Here is a 19,450-nt window from a genome sequence, read left to right as displayed (position 1 = left end):
TAAAAATATATTAATGTTATAAAATCAAAACGCTTCAAAACACATTCACTAAGATTTGAAAAGTTACCAAACCTACCGTAAAATCAAGGTGAAACAACACACATCGGACAGGACTCCCGTCGTGAAGAGTCACGGAAAAACAGGTTTTCTGCCAAACAAAAAGCACAAAGAAATTTAATCAAAAAAGAAAAAGAGTTTACTAAAAAACGTGTTTCATTTTTAATTTATGAGAGAATGAAAAGAAATTTGTTAATCGTAGCGGCTTTAGGCGGTATGCTCTGGAGCGCAAATGACGCAAAGGCACAGGAAACAGTGTCGGGTATTGTAGTCGAAGAGACTCCGGTTCTGGTACAGGAAGTTGAGTGCAAGGACCATTACACCCCCGGTTCATGGAAAGACAATTGGTTTCTCCAGCTTGGAGCCGGCATCCGTTCTCCGTTCATGGAGAACTCAAAGGTAAAGGGCGACGACGCCCGCCGTATCACCGCCATCTATAATCTCGGTGTCGGCCGATGGATTTCACCCTATTTAGGATTCCGCTTCTCAGCCTACTATGGCGCTATGCACTGGAATCAGGGCGTGACAGCCAAAGCCCGCGTAGCCAACCTCAATGTTGACTTCATGTGGGATATGTTCAACTCGATCGGAGGATATAATCCTGACAGAGTATTCTCAATCGTTCCATTCATTGGTCTCGGCGGCACATTCGTCTATGATTTCAAGCCGTCACTCGGCGACATCAAGGACCACGACGGTTCAATCAAGAAAAATCAGTGGCTTCTCCCTGTTTCCGCAGGTTTGCAGCTCCGCTTCCGCCTCAGCAACTATGTTGACTTCTTCGCAGAAGGACGCGCTCAGTTCTATGGCGACAACTTCAACAACGAGGCCTTCGGCCGTCCCATCGACATCGATCTCTCGGCAATCGGCGGTTTCACATTCTACTTCACAGGTTCGAAGTTCCAGCGCTACAACCCGTGTGACTACACTGACTACCTCAACAAAGCCAACGCCCAGATCAACGACCTCCGCGGTGCTCTCGCCACTACTTCTGCTGCCCTTGCAGCCGCTGAAGCACAGCTCCCCTGCCCCGAAGTATCAGAAACTGTCGTAGAATCATCAACCACCATTCTCCCGACTGTCCGCTTCAAGCTCAACTCTGCTTACGTATCTTCAGAGGAAATGGTCAATGTCTACAACATGGCTGAATACATGAAGGCCAATCCCGATGCTACTATCGTCATCCGCGGCTACGCCGACAAGGACACCGGCACATCTGAATACAACATGAAGCTTTCAGAACGCCGTGCTCAGGCTGTCGCTGACATCCTCACCGGTGACTACGGCATCAACCCCAACCGCCTCGTTCTCGAAGCTGCCGGCAGCAACACTCAGGTTTACGACACCAACGACTGGAACCGCATCGTAATCTTCGCTATCCCCGAATAAACTTCAACTGACACACCGTCAACCGGCATTGACAGCTCAGATGTGCGGAGGCACACAACCCGGAGGCAAAGAGTTGCCCGAAAGCTGCAAAACATGATATCATCATCCGCAGAGGCGGAGGTCAAAACGGCGAAGAGTCGCCGATGAAGATATCGCCGGAACGGAAAATCAGACATCCAAAAACTAAATTTGAGTTTTTTCTATTCTAAAAAACAATAATTGACGTTTGCGGCCCGGATTGCCATCAAGGCTTTCCGGGCCGTTTACTTTATCCCTTAGCCTGACTGAAGGCACGTGGACACTTTAAGCATTATTTGCGATGTGAGAGAGTCGTGACACATGGCTCATTTTAAAGCTATTCTTTTTTCTGTCAGTGGAATTTGCTAATTTTGCAGCTGAATTTGTAGAAATTTCACTCCATGAGTATCGTAATATTAGGAATCGAATCGTCGTGCGACGACACCTCAGCTGCCGTTATCCGCGACGGCGTGTTGCTCAGCAACGTCATAGCCTCACAGGAAGTGCACGCAGAGTTTGGCGGAGTTGTCCCCGAACTGGCATCACGCGCCCATCAGCAAAACATTGTCCCGGTGGTCGACACCGCCCTTAAGCGCGCCGGGATAAGCAAATCAGACCTTACAGCAATCGGCTTCACACGCGGACCGGGGCTGCTTGGCTCGCTGCTTGTCGGGACGAGTTTTGCCAAAGGCATGTCGCTGGGACTGCGCATACCCATCGTCGATGTCAACCATCTCCACGGCCATGTACTCTCCCATTTCATCCGCCGCACAGAGGAGGATGCTGTCCCTGAATATCCATTCATATGCCTGCTCGTTTCAGGTGGCAACAGCCAGATAATCCTTGTCAGGAACTACAACGACATGGAAATCCGCGGGCAGACAATCGACGATGCCGCAGGCGAGGCATTCGACAAGTGCGCTAAAGTGATGGGCCTCCCCTATCCCGGCGGACCTCACATCGACAGGCTTGCAGCCGAAGGCGACGCTAACCGATTCAAATTTGCCAAACCTCATATCCCCGGTCTTGACTACAGTTTCAGCGGTTTGAAGACCTCATTTCTCTACACTCTCCGCGACGAGCTCAAGAACAACCCCGAATTCATCGAGCAGAACAAAGCCGACCTTGCAGCCTCGCTACAGAAAACAATCATCGACATTCTGATGCAAAAACTCGACAAGGCCGTAAAGCAGACAGGTGTCAAGACTGTGGCTATCGGAGGCGGAGTCTCGGCAAATTCAGGCGTACGCGACGCAGTGGCCGACTACTGCGCACGCAACGGGTTGACAGCCTTCATCCCCCCACGCGTCTTCACAACCGACAATGCGGCAATGGTTGCAATAGCCGCCTATTATAAATATCTCGACAAGGATTTCTGCAGATACGATGCCGTTCCCTATGCACGCGTCCAAGTGTAGAGCGTCGTTTTATCTCAAATCCTTGGTTTCCAATTTTCATTCATAAGAAATGCAAGTATCAGTAATCGTTATCGGCGATGAACTCCTGCTCGGACAGGTAACCGACACAAATTCAGGAGAAATCGCCCGCCATATAACCCCTTACGGCTGGGAAGTCAACGATGTCCAAACCGTGGGCGACGAAGCACATGAAATACGCCGTGCCATCGACCGAGCTTTTGAACTGACAGATGTCATCCTCACCACAGGCGGTCTCGGGCCGACGAAAGACGACATAACCAAACGCGTGTTGTGCGACTATTTCGGAGGAGAACTCGTCGAAGACCATTCCGTTCTCGAAAACGTGATGAAGGTCATCAATGCCAAAGGTTTCAAACTCAACAAACTCACGGCGGCACAGGCTATCGTGCCCACATCCTGCCGTGTGATACAGAACCTCGTCGGGACAGCTCCGATAATGTGGTTTGAACGCGACGGGAAAGTGCTTGTCGCAATGCCCGGAGTGCCATTTGAGACCCGCGAGATGTTTCAGAGCGAAGTGTTTCCGCAACTACGCGAGAAATTCAACACTGACGTGGACATCGAGCATGCCGTACTGATGGTGACCGACTACACCGAGAGCGGGCTTGCCGAGAAATTAGCTCCGTGGGAAGATTCGCTCCCGCCTCATCTCCATCTCGCCTACCTGCCCAAACCGGGTCTGATACGACTTCGGATAGACGGCGCACACAGTGATAATAATTTCATCGTCTCGGAGGTCAGACGAGCGGTCGCGGAACTCAAAAGGATACTCGGCGATGCCATCCTCGCCACCGAGGACCTCACACCCTCACAGATTCTGCTTCAGGAATGCAGGAAACGCGGACTCACTCTCGCCACAGCCGAAAGCTGCACTGGAGGCAACATCGCCCATGAAATCACACTTGTCCCCGGTTCGTCGGATGTGTTTGTCGGTTCGGTGGTCAGCTATAGCAATGACATAAAGACAGGAGTGCTTGGTGTCAGCGCAAAGACATTGGCCGACAACGGAGCGGTCAGTCTCCCCGTAGTCCGCGAAATGTCAGCGGGCGCACTGCGGGTCACAGGAGCGAAAGTTGCAATCGCTACCAGTGGAATAGCCGGACCGAAAGGAGGGAGCGAGGCCAAGCCGGTCGGGACAGTGTGCATCTCCACATCGGTAATCACAACCAAAGGGACTCTCGGCAGAGCAGAGACATTCCATTTTGCCGGCACACGCCAGCGGATTATCGAGTCGGCGACCACGCGCGCGCTTATAAAGGCAATCAAACACATCAGATCTGTCTGACAATTGTTAATTTACCGGCCGAACGGCATTGCCATAAGCTGTTAATAATTTAAAAAGCCTCAACTCAAGGTCATTTTGTAGCGTTTTAGATACTGAAATTATTAATCCTGTATCTAAAACGCTATTATTATGAATTTCGATAATGCAATCAAAAGTTCCCGTGTAGTTCTGGTGGAATTCTACGCTTCATGGTGTCCCCACTGCCAGCGCATGATGCCCGTTGTGGCGCAAGTCAAAGAACTGCTCGGCGACAAAGCCCCCGTCTATCAATATGATATCGACGAAAACAACGACGCAGCCGACGAGGCAGGCGTGAAATCAATCCCTACCTTCCTCATCTATCTCGACGGCAAGGAAGAATGGCGTCACAGTGGCGAAATTGATGGTGATATACTTTTAACCAAGGTGGAATCATTCCTCTAATCTGTGGCAATCGGGACTTATATGGGCACGGATATCAATCTGTTTAGCGATTTTCTGACACAGCTCGGCGTGAAGCATACGGCCGACTATTCAGACCGCCGGTTTGCCGAGATGCCGTTCAAATCACTCTTCGGACTGACAAAGCTACTCGAAAGCTACGACATCGACAATGAAGCATTGCGCATCGACGATAAAGATGAAATTGCCCTTCTCCCGACTCCATTTCTGGCCCACACACCCGGTGGTTTTGTCATAGTCACAGCCATTGACAAGAATGCGATTTCATATATTACACAAGGCGTTTCCGAGACCATGCCTCTCGACGAATTCAAACAGGCATGGTCAGGAAACGTCCTATTGGCTTATCCCGATGAAAAATCCATCGAGCCTGACTATGCACGTCACACCCGCGACAGGTTTATCGGAAAAGCCAAAACATATGTCCTCATAGCAGGGGCTGTCGCACTCGCAGCTTATCTTTTTATCGCCAACCGGCTCTATCTGTCAGTCTCAACATGGCTCATTGCAGCTATTGACATCGTCGGTCTATGGCTCACATATATGCTCGTACAAAAATCAGTCAGAATAAAGAACGCTACCGCCGACAAAGTCTGCGGAGTCCTTCAGTCAGGTGGATGTGACAGCGTGCTGGAACTGAAGGCATCTAAGTTTTTTGGCATATTCGGCTGGAGTGAAGTCGGCTTTTCATATTTTTCAGTCAGCCTGCTGACGCTGCTAATGTTCCCCCGATGGATATGTTATCTCGCCCTATGCAATGCCTGCTGCCTTCCATTCACCTTCTGGAGCATTTGGTATCAGAAATTCCGTGCCAAGGTATGGTGCACACTTTGCGTCAGCGTACAGGCATCACTTTGGCTGCTGTTTTTCTGCTACGCCGGCGGAGGATGGTTCAAGGGCATATTCCCGCTCCGGATTGAATTCTTTGTCCTTTGTATCACCTATCTTACAGCCATGCTCGGACTCAACCGCCTTTTACCATTAATCGACAAATCGGACAACGACAGCAATGGCGGTGCTGACAGCGTCAATCGAAGCTGACCGGGCTGCGACTGCTTCAATCTTCGATGAAACTCATACATATCCACACGGATCATCCAACAGTAATTTCAGATGAAAAAGATAAACCGCCCGCAATTAAAAAGCGCCACTCGCCTAAGCGCAAGCGAGATGAACCGGCTCCGTCTCTCGCAAAATCACACCGTCCTCACACCCGAACAACTTGACAAGCTCGCATCTTCCCGCAACAAGAATCCTGATTCTTAAGAAATTATCATACATAACTTATTTTAAACATGATAGAACTATTCTATTATGGCTTTTACTTCCGCTTTCAAAAGCGGCAAATCTTTGATTACAATAGCCCAAAGAATTTCATACCGCAAACTATCATAACCATGTATTACATAATTGCGGGTATTCACAATTTTACGAGCATTGGTAATTGATATATCATCCCTGATTTTAAGTATGCGGTTTGTCGCCTCTCCGATAATAGCGATATTCATCTGTACAGCTCTTAACAATATCGGAGTTTGGCAGAATACATCATACCTCCGTGGATATTGTCCTACAAATGCTTCAATTTCATCTATTGCAGCTAAAATATCCTCAAGATATTTCTTAATCACCCTATCCATAAATAAGCCGACGTTTTTCGTTTAATTCTTCGCGGAAGTATTTGTTGCGCACAGCACTATCGTCTGTTATGTCAATCTTACGGCCAAGAAGGTCTTCAAGAGCATGTTGAAAATCAAAAAAATTGTCAGCAGCATCCAAGAGTGGTATATTTTTCCAATCGAAATCAACGCATAAATCCACATCACTCTGATCGTTAAAACGATTTGTGAGAATTGAACCAAAGACCCACAGCTTGCGCACGTGGAACTTTTTACAAAGATCAATAATCTTTTCAATATTCAATTCAATGATTTTCATGTGGCGTTCCGTTTTTACATCTGCAAAATATATTAATAAAACATTATAAATCAAACAGATGTTGAATCATTAAGCTTCAGAACAAAAACGGCATGTTCCGGCTATTTTCGATAAATGGGCGTAACTCACTGAGTTACGCCCATTTATCAAATTTTCGTCGGGGTGAGAAGACTCGAACTTCCGACCTCCACGTCCCGAACGTGGCGCGCTGCCAACTGTGCTACACCCCGAACAATTAAATGCGTAACATGGCGTTTTCGCGACCACAAAGGTAGTAACTTTTATTTTAACCTCCAAAAAAAAGTGAAATTTCAGGCATGAAAATCTCATTTTTTTCATTCGAACAGCATAAACGGCCTTAAAACAGGGGCTAATAGAGCACTTTACCGGACACTCAATTCTCAACTCCAAACATTGTAACCCTCACAGGGAATCGACATCGCCCCCGTCACATGTGAAATAATATCACGAAAAACTCAATTTTTCATAAGATTCCCGTAAACCGAAAAAACACCAGTAATGTTGTAATAGTATCACTTCAAATACCCAAATATTCATATTTCCCCTAAAACAACATTTCACTATGGCTCCTCTTGACGAACGCACACTCCTCTTATGGCTCGGCATTGTCTTACTCGTCGTAATCGTTTCGATAACCGGCCTACTCATCAACCGTTACATAACATATCGCGCCCACCGCAGAGCGCTTGAATCGCTCAGACAGGAACGCATGGCCTCATTGCCGAAAATATCGGGACATTAGGCTGCGAAACATCCTCACAGCAACATCCTGACTATGTCAAGCGAACGAAGATAGCGCATCGACACATAGTGAAGCGAATAATATTCGAGAATGCCATCGACTATAGCATTGCGTTCATTGCGGTTAAAGCGGAAACGGTGCATATTTGAGAATGTCATGCGCGACAGCTTATGGGCGATTTCCGAGTCAGCGGTTGATAGAAAATTCCTGTGAAGAGGCATTGACCGACGCCAACGACCGTCAGCCATGTCAAATAACGACCCACCCCCATAGGTCGACACATCAGGCTCAATGCCGAGATGACGGGCAAGATTGAAAAGGAAACATATATGGAAATTTGCAGTGGCGGCAGCGTCGGCATTGTCAAGAATTCCAATGCTTGAGACAAGAAAATCAAACATGGACTCATCCGGAGCACCGCCCTGAAGCGTCACCGCAAGCACTTCTGACAGAAACATGGCTATTATCTGCTTTACCGGATCGGAATGCAGCGATTTGAGCACTACGCCCTGCGAAGCCTGACGCATTGGCAGTATCTCACGTCCGGGACGCGGCTCACTCACGCACTCGACGACACTCAACGGCATTGCAAGCGCCTTCATTCTCACTGATGACTTACCCTTACCGGCAGGCATAGCAAGCGACACCCGGCCCAATTCACGGCTATAGGCCGTAAGGATGGTCTGGGTGTCGCTATATTTTGTGGTTCTCAACGCCACAAGGTGAAGATTCATTTCCTCTCCGTGGCTTTAGAATATCTTACCGCTGAGACGGAAAGTGAGGTTAGGATACAGCTTGAGATTCTTTATGATATCCTGAAAATCATTTGCAGCCTCATTGTCTGTGATTTCCTTAAGGTCGCCTGTTTCAGAATAAACCTCAGGCTTGCCCTCAAACTGCACACCAAGTTCGAAATTAAAGCTCAACAGACGCTTCGGAATCGAACGTCCCCAGCCAAGGCCGAGATATGGACGGAAGCCTTTCACTTTAAGACCGCCACGCACGTCACCGTTTTTATCGACAGGGATGTTGTAGTCTCCGACCTCAATCATACCGCCGTAGTTCATCATTGCATCGCTGTGACCTTTAATCTTGACAAGCTTGTCGCCACTGAAATAAGCTCCGGCAGCAATGAAAAACGAGCTTGAAGGTATGGGATACACATTAAGGATGACAGAACCCTGCGTGCGTCCGAGTCCGCAGTCCACATCGATAGTCTCGCTAACAGACTCGCCTGTCACAGGATGGTTATAATAAGCATCGACATCTGTTCCAAATTTGAAATCGGGCATAAAATGCACACCTGCACGCAATGCAAGGAAACGAGTGATCGGAGTGGCAGCCTCAACGCTGATACCGTTGGTTCCAACACCGACACCAAGTCCAAGATGGTTAAAAACTCCTAAAGTCGACTTCACGCCGGGAACAGATGCGGGAGCCATGCAGCAATTGTCAGAAGCTGATACAGTCGTGCCCAAAGAGGCAAGGCCAAGCACAAAAGCAACTAATAATTTTTTCATCATTACTTTTTTATTTGTTACGTGATAATAAAAGGTTGTTTAAGGTCTCGTTTTTACAATATAAAGCAAACAATGCGTTTACACTTTTTTGCAAAATTATTCTTTTTTTGGATATTGGTCAAATAAAATCATCACAATCTTTTTCGAGCCCTTTATTTTTAACACTCAATCCTAAAATCCAAACGCATGTCAGAATCCATCGGGAAACAGCAAGACCGACAATCCGCAATCCTGAAAATTGAAATTTATCCATGCGGTTTTTATCCTGCAATCGCCTATATAATTCCTATATAATTAAGGTATATAATGGCTCTATGGCGCTTATTGCATCTTTTTTTAGATTAAATTCTAAAAATATCTTAAAAAATTTGTTTGATTAAAACTTAGTGCGTAACTTTGCAATCGCTTTTGGGAAGGCCCATTCGTCTATCGGCTAGGACGCAAGATTTTCATTCTTGAAAGAGGAGTTCGATTCTCCTATGGGCTACTAACAAGACTTAATCAAGAAACAAAGAATTAAATTAACCGATGGCAAATCATAAATCATCACTTAAGAGAATTCGTCAGACCGAATCACGCAGACTTCGTAATCGCTACTACGCAAAGACTGCCCGCAACGCTGTGCGCAATCTTCGCAAATTGACTGACAAGGCAGAAGCTGAAGCAGCTTACCGCAAAGTTAGCGCAATGCTTGACCGTCTTGCATCTAAGAAGTCAATCTCTAAGAACAAAGCCGCAAATCTTAAGAGCAAGCTTGCTCATCATATCGCAAAGCTCGCCGCTTAATCCGAAAGGCTTCTTGAAGATTTTCCCGACAAGCTATCTTGGTTAAGGAACGGCCCATTCGTCTATCGGCTAGGACGCAAGATTTTCATTCTTGAAAGAGGAGTTCGATTCTCCTATGGGCTACCTAAACTCACCGTTCATTGAGCGGTGAGTTTTTTTATTATCAAAAAAATAGGCCTATACTGAAATCGGCCTGTCCAACAGGGGGGGATATTGTATTTTACCACACTCGCAACAAATCAGAAAAGGAGTCATGAAATTTTGAGAGCCAAATAGTTTCATGGCTCAATCTTTTTTACTACATTTGCCATATATTGTTTCACACACTTCATCACAGACAGCCGGTAAGCCTTTTCAACCTCACTTCCGGCAATCACGACAACTATTGAAATCCTAAAATCTAAAACATAACAACCTTATGAAAAATTGTAACTATCGTGGCGTTGTAGTGCCCATGGTGACACCGGTCACAGAAACAGGAAAACTTGACATCCCCGCTGTAGAAAGAATCATCGAATTTTTTGCCGTCAACAATGTAGCCCCGCTTCTGATGGGAACTACAGGCGAAGGCAACAGCGTATCGGCATCCGACGGACTGGCTCTTGTCGAGACCGCCGTAAAAACAGCGAAGGGACGCATATTAATCTACGCCGGTCTGACCGGAAACTGCTTCTCAGAGCAGCTTTCTCAAGCTGAGGCCTACACCAAAGCAGGAGCTGACGTCATCGTTGCCACACTCCCATCCTACTACGCACTGACCGAGGAACAGATGTATGGCTACTACAAATCACTTGCCGACAATATCTCCGGTCCGCTTATGCTCTACAATATTCTCGCGACAACCCACATGACAATACCCGTCGATGTCGTCAAGCGCCTCGCCGACCACCCCAACATCGTCGGACTGAAAGACTCCGAACGCGACCTTGAGCGCATGAAGCAATGTATCGCCATTTCAAAAGACCGTGAAGACTTCGCATATTTCTGCGGATGGGCCGCTCAGTCGGCATATTCTCTGTCGCTCGGCGGCGACGGCATTGTCCCCAGCACAGGCAACTACGTGCCTGAAATGTTCAATGAGCTTTATGAGGCAGCTGTCAAAGGCGACATGGACACAGCCAACCGCCTGCAGGACGAAACAAACGAGATTGCAAAAATCTATCAGGCAGGACGCACTCTCGGACAGTCACTCACTGCACTCAAAGTGATGATGCAGACCAAAGGACTCTGCGAACCTTGGATGCTCATGCCGTTGACGAGACTTTCAGCTGATGAGGAACAAGCCATAATCGCGAAATTATGAACGACATCCACTGGATTGACTATGCGATTGTCCTGTGCTCAGTAGCAGCGGCGATCGGAGTCGGTGTATATTTCGCTCGCCGTCAGAAAGACACAAGCACATATTTCGCTGCCGGCGGTAAAATCCCGGCGTGGGCTGTCGGCATGTCGATATTCGCCACCCTTATCTCAAGCGTCACGTTCCTTGCCTATCCCGGCGCAGCCTACGCCGACAACTGGATTCTGCTCGTTCAGGGCCTTATGGTCCCGCTGGTGCTGCTCGCTCTTATCGGAGTAATCGTCCCTCTGTTCAGAAAAGTGGTCCGACTGTCGACCTACGAATACTTCGAGCGACGTTTCGGACTGTTCGCCCGAATGTATAGCTCATTCGCCTTCACTCTCGGTCATTTCTCCAAGGCGGGGACAGTATTCTTCCTCGTCTCGATGGCCCTCTCCACATTCCTCGACATCAACATCTACGCGATAGTCCTCATCCTCGGAGTCACTATCATCATTCTCACCCTCCTTGGCGGAATGGAAGCCATCGTATGGATGGACGTGGCTCAGGGAGGACTCCTCATCGGCGGAGGACTCATCTGCGTGGTGCTCCTCCTCTTCCTGCCCGAAGGAGGACCGTCGGAAGTGCTACGCATAGCCGGTGAATACAACAAAATCGATGTCGGGCCATATGACTGGGATCTTACCCAGCTGACATTTATCGTAATGGTTCTCAACGGCATTTTCTATGCTCTTCAGAAATATGGCACTGACCAGACCATAGTGCAGCGCTATCTTGCAGCCAAAAACGACAGCGACGCCAAGAAAGCCGCCTACATCGGTGTGCTCATGAGTGTCCCCATCTGGGCTATGTTCATGTTTATCGGCACATGTCTGTTCGCCTACTACCACTCAGCCGGCGCACCTGCTCTGCCCGACGGAATCAAAGGCGACGAAGTTTTCCCTTACTTCATAAGCAATGAACTTCCGGTCGGCATCCGCGGTCTCATAATCGCAGCTCTGGCCGCCGCCGCAATCTCAAGCCTCGACACCGACCTCAACTGCCTCTCGGCTATCGCCGTGCAGGACTACTATGTCCGGTTCAAAAAGAATGTGACCGACCGTCAGCAGCTTCGCTTCGGCCGCACAATGGTGGTCCTTTCAGGCATCGGAGCTGTAGGCGTGGCCATACTTTACATCTCTTGGGGTGGCGAGGGTGTCCTCGGAGCATTGTTCTCGCTCTATGCCATATTCTCGGCCGGCATAGTCGGCATCTTCCTGCTCGGACTGTTCAGCCGTCGCGCCAACAAACAGGGGCTTTACGTCGGCATTGCTGCCGCCGTGATTTTCACCGCATATGCAGTCCTGACCTCTACCAAGGTCGACTTGCACGGCACAGGTGTCAAAGAGACCATACTTGATCTCGGATCGTGGAACTTCACCCATCATAAATACATGCTTGGAGTCTACAGCCACATCATCGTTCTCGTCGTCGGATATCTCGCAAGCTACCTGTTTGCAGCACCGCTTGCCGACAAGGAGCTGACAATCTACGGCTATCTTGAAGAAAAGAAAAAACAGGCACAGCTCGATATCGAACCAACTCTATAAACAATCACTATATAAAAGGATATGAAACCAATCACACTTCTGCAGCCACAAAAAATCGTATTCGGTTCAGACTGCATTCAGAAATTTGTTGAAGATTATCTTAAACTTGGCCACAAACGCCTCTTCGTGCTCACCGCACCTCCCATCATACCTCTTATCGAGCCTTCACTCTCTCAGCTCAAGGAGAACGGCGTCAGCGTGGAAGTATTCCAGAATATACTTGCCGAACCCACCCTCAACGATTTCAACGCAATCCTCAAACTCGCACGCGAATTCGGAGCTGACAGCGTTGCCGGAATCGGAGGAGGCTCAGTCCTCGACGTTGCGAAGCTCGTTGCCGCATTCGCCGACAGCGACCAGCTTGCCGAAGACTGCTTCGGCACAGGCTTCATCAAGAAAAAAGGACTCTGGCTTGCTTGTCTGCCCACCACTGCCGGCACAGGAAGCGAAGTCTCGCCCAATGCCATCCTGCTCGATGAGCGCGACAAGCTCAAGAAAGGCATCGTGAGCGAATATCTGCTCGCCGATGCAGCCTATGTAGACCCGAAGCTCACAATGACCGTACCATCGAAGGTTACGGCCGACACCGGCATGGATGCCCTCACCCACTGCATCGAGGCCTACACTAATAAATTTGCCCACCCCGCAGCAGACATCTATGCTCTTCAGGGCATAAAGCTCATCGCAGCCAATCTGCTCCGCGCAGTCAAAGACGGCAACGATGTCGAAGCCCGCGAGGCGCTTGCTCTCGGCTCACTCTACGGAGGTCTCGTGCTCGGCCCTGTCAACACCGCAGCTGTCCACGCGCTCAGCTATCCGCTCGGCGGAGAGTTCCATATTCCCCACGGCCTGTCGAATGCCATACTTCTTCCTTCGGTGATGAAATTCAACCGTCCGGCAAACCTGAAAAAATATGCCGAAGTCGCAATTGCCTGCGGAGCGCCCCAAGGCAAGGATGACGACGAAACAGCACAGAACGGTGTTGATTTCATCTACGAGCTTTCAAAAGCCGTCGGCATACCACAGAAGCTTTCCGAACTCAACATCCCGCAGAGCGCTGTCGACAGAATGGCAAAAGCGGCAATGGAAGTGCAGCGTCTGTTGAAAAACAATCCACGCGAAGTAACCGAACAGGATGCCAAGGACATCTACAACTCACTCTACTGATCATGAAGCCTATATTAGCGATAACAATGGGCGATCCGGCCGGTATCGGACCGGAAATCGTAGTCCGCGCCCTCAGTCATAAGGAGACATACGAAAAATGCCGCCCTATCGTCACAGGCGACGCAGCCGTGATGAAGGAAGCGGTGAAACTTCTCGGATTTGATTTCAAAATCAACGCTGTCGACAAGGTGAGCGATGCAAAGTTCGAATACGGGACAATCGACGTGTTTGACCTCCACTGCGTCGACATGGACACCTTCAAATTCGGAGAAGTGCAGTCGCAGTGCGGCAACGCAGCCTTCGTCAGCATCAAGAAAGCCATCGAGCTTGCGATGGCCAACGAAGTCGACGGAACTGTCACCGCTCCTCTCAACAAAGAGGCTCTCAACCTCGCCGGACACCACTACGACGGCCACACCGAGCTATATGCCACCTTCACCAATACGAAGAAATATGCCATGATGCTCGCCGACGAGAATATCCGTGTGATCCACGTGTCGACCCACGTCCCCTTGCGCAAAGCATGCGACCTCGTAAAGAAAGCCCGCATCATAGAAGTGACCGAACTCATATCCGACGCATGCAAGCAGTTCGGCATTGAAAATCCATGTATCGGCATCGCCGGTCTCAACCCCCACAGCAGCGAGAACGGCATGTTTGGCTACGAGGAAGCCGAGGAAATCATCCCGGCAATCGAGGAACTGAAATCGCGCGGATTCAACGTCGACGGCCCTGTACCACCGGACTCCATATTCGCCAAGGCAAAATGCGGCAAATATGACGGATGTGTGGCCATGTACCACGATCAAGGCCACATCCCCCTGAAAGTCTGCGCCTTCAACTGGAACAAGGAGACAGGCAAGATGGAGAGCGCCAACGGTGTCAACATCACTCTCGGATTGCCCATCATCCGCGTCAGCGTCGACCACGGCACAGCCTTCGACGTTGCCGGCAAGGGTGTGGCAAGCGACGACGCAATGGTGCTCAGCATCGACTATGCCACCCGTATGGCAAAATATCGTTTAGGAATAAAGGAATAAACAATCCGCAATGATTGCCGTTATTGCCGACGACATTACCGGAGCAGCCGAGATGGCGGGCATAGCCCACCGTCTCGGCCTTCGTGTAAAACTGACCATGCAGCCCGAAAGCGCGCCGGACTGCGATGTGCTCGTCATAGCCACCGATACACGCTCAATGTCGGAAGAAGATGCTGCTGCCGAAAGCGCACGTGTAGCCAAAGCACTCGGGACTATCCCCGGAGTGGAAGCTATATTCAAGAAAACCGACTCCGCCCTGCGCGGACACGTGGTGTCCGAACTTGAAGCCCTGCTTGCCAACACCCGTTACTGCAAGGCGCTCTATCTTCCCGCCAATCCGTCGAAAGGGCGCGTAATCCGCGACGGAGTCTACTACATCGGTCAAAAGCCCCTCCATGAGACCGACTTTTCATTCGACCCTGAGTTTCCCGCATTCTCGTCAAAATTGAGCGAGCGCCTCCCTGAATGTGAGACGAAAGGCATCAGCTACACCGATGCCGAGAGCGAGAGCGATGTGGCCGAAGCCGTCTCGACGGCAGCCGACAATATACTACTTGCCGGAGCAGCCGACCTGTTCACAGCTTTCCTACGCCTGAAATTCCCGGACTGCAAGGAAACTTCAGACAAAAAATGCGCCTTCGATCTCAGCGACTGCCTCATCATCTGCGGAAGCACCCAAAGCAAGCCGATTGACTGCGGAATCGCTACCGCCTATATGCCGACCGAAGTCTACGACGAGGAAAAGAACGCCGATGACTGGACTGCAGAGCTGACCGATGCCTACAACAGTTCCCACGCACTGATTCTCGCCGTCCGTGACCGCCACCGCACCGGCAAGCACATCGCCGTCTATCTCCGCGAGACAATGGCGCGGATAAGCGATACACTTGTCAGCTGCCACCGCCCTGCCGAGCTGGTCATCGAAGGCGGAGCTACCGCATTTGCCATCCTCAGCGGACTGGGCTGGAACTCATTCACGATTACCGAGGAGATAGCCCCCGGAGTAATCCGCATGCGTGCCAACAACGGAACGCATGTCACCATGAAACCCGGCAGCTACCCGTGGGGCAGCCTGTTCGAAAAATAATTTCCCCATCACCCATGACGATGTCCCCCATTTCAACTCACCCGCTCTACCGGACTTCCTGAAATCGAAAATCTGAGAATATCCTACGGATTATAAGAGAAAACAGTCTGATTGACAATTATTAATCAATCAGACTGTTTTCTCTGTGCGCATGAAGGGACTCGAACCCCCACGTCCTGAGACATTAGATCCTAAGTCTAACGCGGCTACCAATTACGCCACATGCGCGACATTCGGATAATATTTTCCGAATGCAAAGATAGGACTTTTTACCTGAATTTCCAAATTTATTTTATCCTATAGCGCATATACTATTGAAGCCAAGCGTTTTACAACACTCAAACCATGCAAAGTCAATGGTTCAAGCCTTTGCCAATGAAGCCACTTGCTCAGGAGTCAGATTGTTGGCTTTTAATACCTCATCGGCATTGTAGCGGTCAATAAAATCCTTTTGCAGACCAAGCGTCACGACCTTTACAGGAGATTCGCCAAGATATGCAGCAACTTTCTGGCCAAAACCACCGTCAAGGATTCCGTCCTCAAGAGTGACGACAGTCTTATAGCTCTTCAGCCTGTCAAGACATTCCCTGTCAAGCTGAGAGAGATTGCGCGGATTAATAAGCGTCGGATTCTTGCCTTCTCGACGAAGAATATCCGCAGCCTCACTTGCGATACCAAAGAAATCGCCTGCACCGATTATTGCAATATCTTCGCCTTCTGCTACGACGTCATACTTAAAGATGTCCATATTTACGGGACGGTCGGAATGAACGACAGCTCCAGAGGGGGTGCGAAGCAACACCGGGTGCTCCGTCTGACTGACAGCCCAATCGAGCATAGCCACATATTCCTCGGCATAGGCAGGAGCGAGGAAGACAAAATCAGGAATATTTGAAATCAAAGGAATATCAAAAAATCCGAGATGCGTCATGTCGGGTATGCCCCACACTCCACCTGCAAAATCCACAATTACGGCAGGAAGACCGTTGATGGCGATGTCTTGCGACAGCTGGTCATAGGAGCGCTGTATGAAGGTCGCCATCACACCGAATACCGGCCGACAGCCACCCTTGGCAAGTCCGGCGGCAAGAGCCGTAGCCGCCTGCTCGCAGATACCGACATCAACAAACTGGCTTCCGGCCACCATACGCCGTTGGGGAGTAAAGTTAATCGCACCGGGAGTGCCGGCTGTGATTGTCACGACTTTCGGGTCGGCCTGCATTCTTTCAAGCATATAGCGAGCGAAAATCTCACCATAATCCTCCTCTTCGTCATCGACAAGCGGAGCACCGGTCTTTAGATTAAACGGTGCGGTGTAGTGAAAAGACTCTTTGTCGGCCTCAGCCACAGGCAGACCCTCACCCTTCATGGTGTTGATGTGGATGAGCACAGCATGATCCGCATCACGAGCCGCCTTGAATGCTTTTATCAGAGACTGGATATTGTTGCCATCCTCCACGTAGATATACTGGTAGCCAAGCGCACGGAAGATGTTGTTGGCCGAAGCTCCGTTTGTCTTGCGCAGCTCTGCCAGATGCTCATAGAGCGCACCGTGATTTTCGGCAATCGACATCTGGTTGTCATTAAGGATGACTACAAAATTTGTCCCCAGCGTAGGTGCAAAATTCAATGCTTCAAGAGCCTCGCCTCCACCGAGAGACGCATCTCCGATAAAGGCAACCACATTTTCCTTACCTCCTTCAAGATCACGCGCCTTGGCAAGACCACACGCAAGAGCTATCGAAGTCGAAGTGTGTCCTATCTCAAAAAGGTCATATTCACTTTCTCTCGGACAAGTGTAGCCTGTCACATCATCATAATGCTCCGGATCAATGAAAGCTTCGATTCGCCCTGTCAGCATCTTGTGGACATAGCTCTGATGGCTGACATCAAACACGATTTTGTCAGCCGGAGCGTCAAAGACATAATGAAGTGCGACAGTAGCCTCTACCACACCGAGATTAGGTCCGACATGACCGCCGTGGGCTGAAAGCTTTTTCAACAGATTTGCACGCAGTTCCCCGCTCAGTTCATTTAATTCATCAATTGTCAGCGACTTGATATCTGCGGGGCTACTAAGTGATTTAAGATTTATATCCATAAATGTAAAATTATAATTCAATTTGGGTTTCATTACCGCCCATAGCGGATACAACTACAAAATTAACATTTCTGATTGTGTTATGTTTTACCAATTATAACTTCAAACCTACCAAAATTCCATTAATTTTGCATGATAAAAGATAACACCAATGACCACAGACACCCTCACCCTTGAAGAATTCACTTCACGCCTGTCATCACTCATCTCATCCGAACCCTCGTTACGCAACGTATGGATTACGGCCGAGACATCCGATGTGCGCCGTGCCATGCACTGCTATCTCGAACTAATCCAGAAGAACCCTGCCACCGGCGAGCCTATAGCCCGTGTACGCGCCACAATCTGGCGTTCGGCGCTCGCACGTATCGAAAGTGATTTCATGGCCACGACCGGTAGCCGTCTGGCGAGCGGAATGAAGGTCAGGGTACTCGTTTCGGTCAACTATCATCCGTCATACGGACTTTCACTTAATATCACCGACATAGACCCCGTCTACACCATGGGCGACCTTGTGAGACTCCGCCTTGAGATTCTCGCAAAGCTACAGAAAGACGGAATCATCGACCTCAACCGCTCACTCGAATGGACCGAAATCCCGCTCCGAATAGCCGTAATCTCCGCTCCCGGAGCGGCGGGATATGGCGATTTCATCCATCAGCTCTACACCAATCCGCGCAACCTAAGATTCTCGACACAGCTTTTTCCCGCAGTGATGCAGGGCCAGCAAGCGCCTTTATCAATAATCTCAGCCCTCGAAGCCATAGCCTTAGAAGAGGAAAACTGGGACGGAGTCGTCATCATAAGAGGCGGAGGGGCGACAAGCGACCTTGCTGCCTTCGAAAACTACGACCTCGCAGCCAACATCGCACAATTCCCATTGCCTGTCATAATAGGTATAGGCCATGAACGTGATGTGACAGTGCTCGACTACGTAGCCAACATGCGTGTGAAAACCCCGACAGCCGCAGCCGAATGGCTTATTGCACGCGGCAATGCCGCACTCGACCACCTTGAGGCTCTGGCATCCGAAATCCACCACAGTGCTTCCACCATGATTTCCGCATCGCGCGAGCAACTCGCATATATCAGCGCACGTCTGCCCTATCTGCCTCAGGCAGCCGTCGACAATGCTCGCAAACGTCTCGACCGCGACATGCTCGCGCTAAGCGAAACCGCACGGACACGTCTACGCCCTGAAGTATCGCGGCTCGACATGCTTGCAGAACGGTTGAAATCAGCTACCGCATCAATCATCGAACGCCGCAGACACCGTCTTGATTCTATCGGAGAACTCATCAAGGTTCTGTCGCCGACCGCAACACTCAAGCGCGGTTACACCATAACCCGTGTCAGCGGTCATGCCGTCACCTCCATATCTGAACTAAAAAAAGGGATGACCATCGAAACCATACTGCCCGACGGCAGTGTCAGCTCTAACATTCTTTAATTAGATTTAATAATCACCCCGGCAACCCACAACCGCAAAGGGATGTTATAAGGGTATGTTTTACTAATTAAATGAATAAA

General features: G+C 49.5%; 19 protein-coding genes and 4 tRNA genes. 16 read left to right on the top strand and 7 right to left on the bottom strand.

Annotated features, from left to right (window positions below):
* Positions 1-234 precede the first annotated feature (234 nt).
* From QZ311_RS02295 to QZ311_RS02270, 6 genes are all read left to right on the top strand, one after another.
* The gene (locus tag QZ311_RS02295) at positions 235-1,446 is read left to right on the top strand and encodes an OmpA family protein (RefSeq protein WP_297063452.1); all 1,212 of its coding nucleotides are present in this window, start codon (positions 235-237) and stop codon (positions 1,444-1,446) included.
* Positions 1,447-1,865: 419 nt separating this feature from the next.
* The gene (gene tsaD / locus QZ311_RS02290) at positions 1,866-2,882 is read left to right on the top strand and encodes a tRNA (adenosine(37)-N6)-threonylcarbamoyltransferase complex transferase subunit TsaD (protein ID WP_297063450.1); all 1,017 of its coding nucleotides are present in this window, start codon (positions 1,866-1,868) and stop codon (positions 2,880-2,882) included.
* A gap of 49 nt (positions 2,883-2,931) precedes the next feature.
* Positions 2,932-4,188: a CinA family nicotinamide mononucleotide deamidase-related protein gene (locus tag QZ311_RS02285; RefSeq protein WP_297063448.1), complete on the top strand. Its 1,257-nt coding sequence runs from the start codon at positions 2,932-2,934 to the stop codon at positions 4,186-4,188.
* Between the two features lie 129 nt (positions 4,189-4,317).
* Positions 4,318-4,611, top strand: coding sequence for a thioredoxin family protein (locus QZ311_RS02280; RefSeq protein WP_297063445.1), 294 nt, complete (start codon positions 4,318-4,320; stop codon positions 4,609-4,611).
* A gap of 3 nt (positions 4,612-4,614) precedes the next feature.
* Positions 4,615-5,670, top strand: a complete 1,056-nt coding sequence (locus QZ311_RS02275; RefSeq protein ID WP_297063442.1) for a vitamin K epoxide reductase family protein — start codon at positions 4,615-4,617, stop codon at positions 5,668-5,670.
* 72 nt (positions 5,671-5,742) lie between these two features.
* A complete protein-coding gene (locus QZ311_RS02270) occupies positions 5,743-5,895 on the top strand; it encodes a hypothetical protein (protein WP_297063439.1) in 153 nt (50 codons plus the stop codon).
* 38 nt (positions 5,896-5,933) lie between these two features.
* On the opposite strand, the gene QZ311_RS02265 is transcribed toward QZ311_RS02270, so the two are convergent.
* The 3 genes from QZ311_RS02265 to QZ311_RS02255 all read right to left on the bottom strand — a co-directional run bounded on the left by QZ311_RS02265 (position 5,934) and on the right by QZ311_RS02255 (position 6,797).
* A complete protein-coding gene (locus QZ311_RS02265) occupies positions 5,934-6,269 on the bottom strand; it encodes a HepT-like ribonuclease domain-containing protein (protein WP_297063437.1) in 336 nt (111 codons plus the stop codon).
* Entirely contained in the window at positions 6,262-6,567 is a 306-nt protein-coding gene (locus QZ311_RS02260; RefSeq protein ID WP_297063433.1) for a nucleotidyltransferase domain-containing protein, read from the bottom strand. Before QZ311_RS02260 ends, QZ311_RS02265 begins: the two co-directional genes overlap by 8 nt.
* A gap of 157 nt (positions 6,568-6,724) precedes the next feature.
* Positions 6,725-6,797 (bottom strand) — tRNA-Pro (locus tag QZ311_RS02255).
* 353 nt (positions 6,798-7,150) lie between these two features.
* On the opposite strand from QZ311_RS02255, the gene QZ311_RS02250 reads away from it, so the two are divergent.
* A complete protein-coding gene (locus QZ311_RS02250) occupies positions 7,151-7,330 on the top strand; it encodes a hypothetical protein (RefSeq protein ID WP_297063431.1) in 180 nt (59 codons plus the stop codon).
* 14 nt (positions 7,331-7,344) lie between these two features.
* Here QZ311_RS02250 and QZ311_RS02245 read toward each other — a convergent pair whose 3' ends face one another.
* Both QZ311_RS02245 and QZ311_RS02240 read right to left on the bottom strand, forming a co-directional pair.
* Positions 7,345-8,064, bottom strand: a complete 720-nt coding sequence (locus tag QZ311_RS02245) for a DNA repair protein RecO C-terminal domain-containing protein (RefSeq protein ID WP_297063428.1) — start codon at positions 8,062-8,064, stop codon at positions 7,345-7,347.
* A gap of 15 nt (positions 8,065-8,079) precedes the next feature.
* Positions 8,080-8,853, bottom strand: a complete 774-nt coding sequence (locus QZ311_RS02240) for a hypothetical protein (protein WP_297063425.1) — start codon at positions 8,851-8,853, stop codon at positions 8,080-8,082.
* A 412-nt stretch (positions 8,854-9,265) separates the two neighbouring features.
* On the opposite strand from QZ311_RS02240, the gene QZ311_RS02235 reads away from it, so the two are divergent.
* The 8 genes from QZ311_RS02235 to QZ311_RS02200 all read left to right on the top strand — a co-directional run bounded on the left by QZ311_RS02235 (position 9,266) and on the right by QZ311_RS02200 (position 15,819).
* Positions 9,266-9,337: transfer RNA gene (locus QZ311_RS02235), tRNA-Glu, on the top strand.
* Positions 9,338-9,378: 41 nt separating this feature from the next.
* Complete coding sequence (rpsT, locus tag QZ311_RS02230; protein WP_123613379.1) at positions 9,379-9,636, top strand: 30S ribosomal protein S20; 258 nt, start codon at positions 9,379-9,381, stop codon at positions 9,634-9,636.
* Positions 9,637-9,687: 51 nt separating this feature from the next.
* A tRNA-Glu gene (locus QZ311_RS02225) sits at positions 9,688-9,759 on the top strand.
* Positions 9,760-10,054: 295 nt separating this feature from the next.
* Entirely contained in the window at positions 10,055-10,939 is an 885-nt protein-coding gene (locus tag QZ311_RS02220; protein ID WP_297063421.1) for a dihydrodipicolinate synthase family protein, read from the top strand.
* Positions 10,936-12,525, top strand: coding sequence for a sodium:solute symporter (locus tag QZ311_RS02215; RefSeq protein WP_297063419.1), 1,590 nt, complete (start codon positions 10,936-10,938; stop codon positions 12,523-12,525). The genes QZ311_RS02220 and QZ311_RS02215 overlap by 4 nt, the downstream gene beginning before the upstream one ends.
* 21 nt (positions 12,526-12,546) lie before the next feature.
* Positions 12,547-13,692 (top strand): iron-containing alcohol dehydrogenase, encoded by a 1,146-nt coding sequence (locus QZ311_RS02210; RefSeq protein WP_297063417.1) that lies wholly within the window; start codon positions 12,547-12,549, stop codon positions 13,690-13,692.
* A gap of 2 nt (positions 13,693-13,694) precedes the next feature.
* Complete coding sequence (pdxA, locus tag QZ311_RS02205) at positions 13,695-14,732, top strand: 4-hydroxythreonine-4-phosphate dehydrogenase PdxA (RefSeq protein ID WP_297063415.1); 1,038 nt, start codon at positions 13,695-13,697, stop codon at positions 14,730-14,732.
* Between the two features lie 10 nt (positions 14,733-14,742).
* On the top strand, positions 14,743-15,819 hold the full coding sequence (locus QZ311_RS02200) for a four-carbon acid sugar kinase family protein (RefSeq protein ID WP_297063413.1): 1,077 nt from the start codon (positions 14,743-14,745) through the stop codon (positions 15,817-15,819).
* Positions 15,820-15,965: 146 nt separating this feature from the next.
* Here the strand turns inward: QZ311_RS02200 and QZ311_RS02195 are convergent.
* Both QZ311_RS02195 and QZ311_RS02190 read right to left on the bottom strand, forming a co-directional pair.
* Positions 15,966-16,047, bottom strand: a tRNA-Leu gene (locus QZ311_RS02195).
* Positions 16,048-16,180: 133 nt separating this feature from the next.
* Positions 16,181-17,914 carry a 1-deoxy-D-xylulose-5-phosphate synthase gene (locus QZ311_RS02190; protein ID WP_297063526.1) on the bottom strand — a complete coding sequence of 578 codons (1,734 nt, stop codon included), beginning with the start codon at positions 17,912-17,914 and terminating at the stop codon, positions 16,181-16,183.
* Positions 17,915-18,071: 157 nt separating this feature from the next.
* Here QZ311_RS02190 and xseA point away from each other — a divergent pair, with 157 nt between their 5' ends.
* Positions 18,072-19,370, top strand: coding sequence for an exodeoxyribonuclease VII large subunit (gene xseA / locus QZ311_RS02185; RefSeq protein ID WP_297063410.1), 1,299 nt, complete (start codon positions 18,072-18,074; stop codon positions 19,368-19,370).
* Positions 19,371-19,450: the final 80 nt, after the last annotated feature.

This window comes from uncultured Duncaniella sp. (assembly GCF_910578445.1).
GTDB lineage: Bacteria > Bacteroidota > Bacteroidia > Bacteroidales > Muribaculaceae > Duncaniella.
Note: the sequence above shows the minus strand (reverse complement) of the source record. Positions and strands in the feature narration are given on the sequence as shown.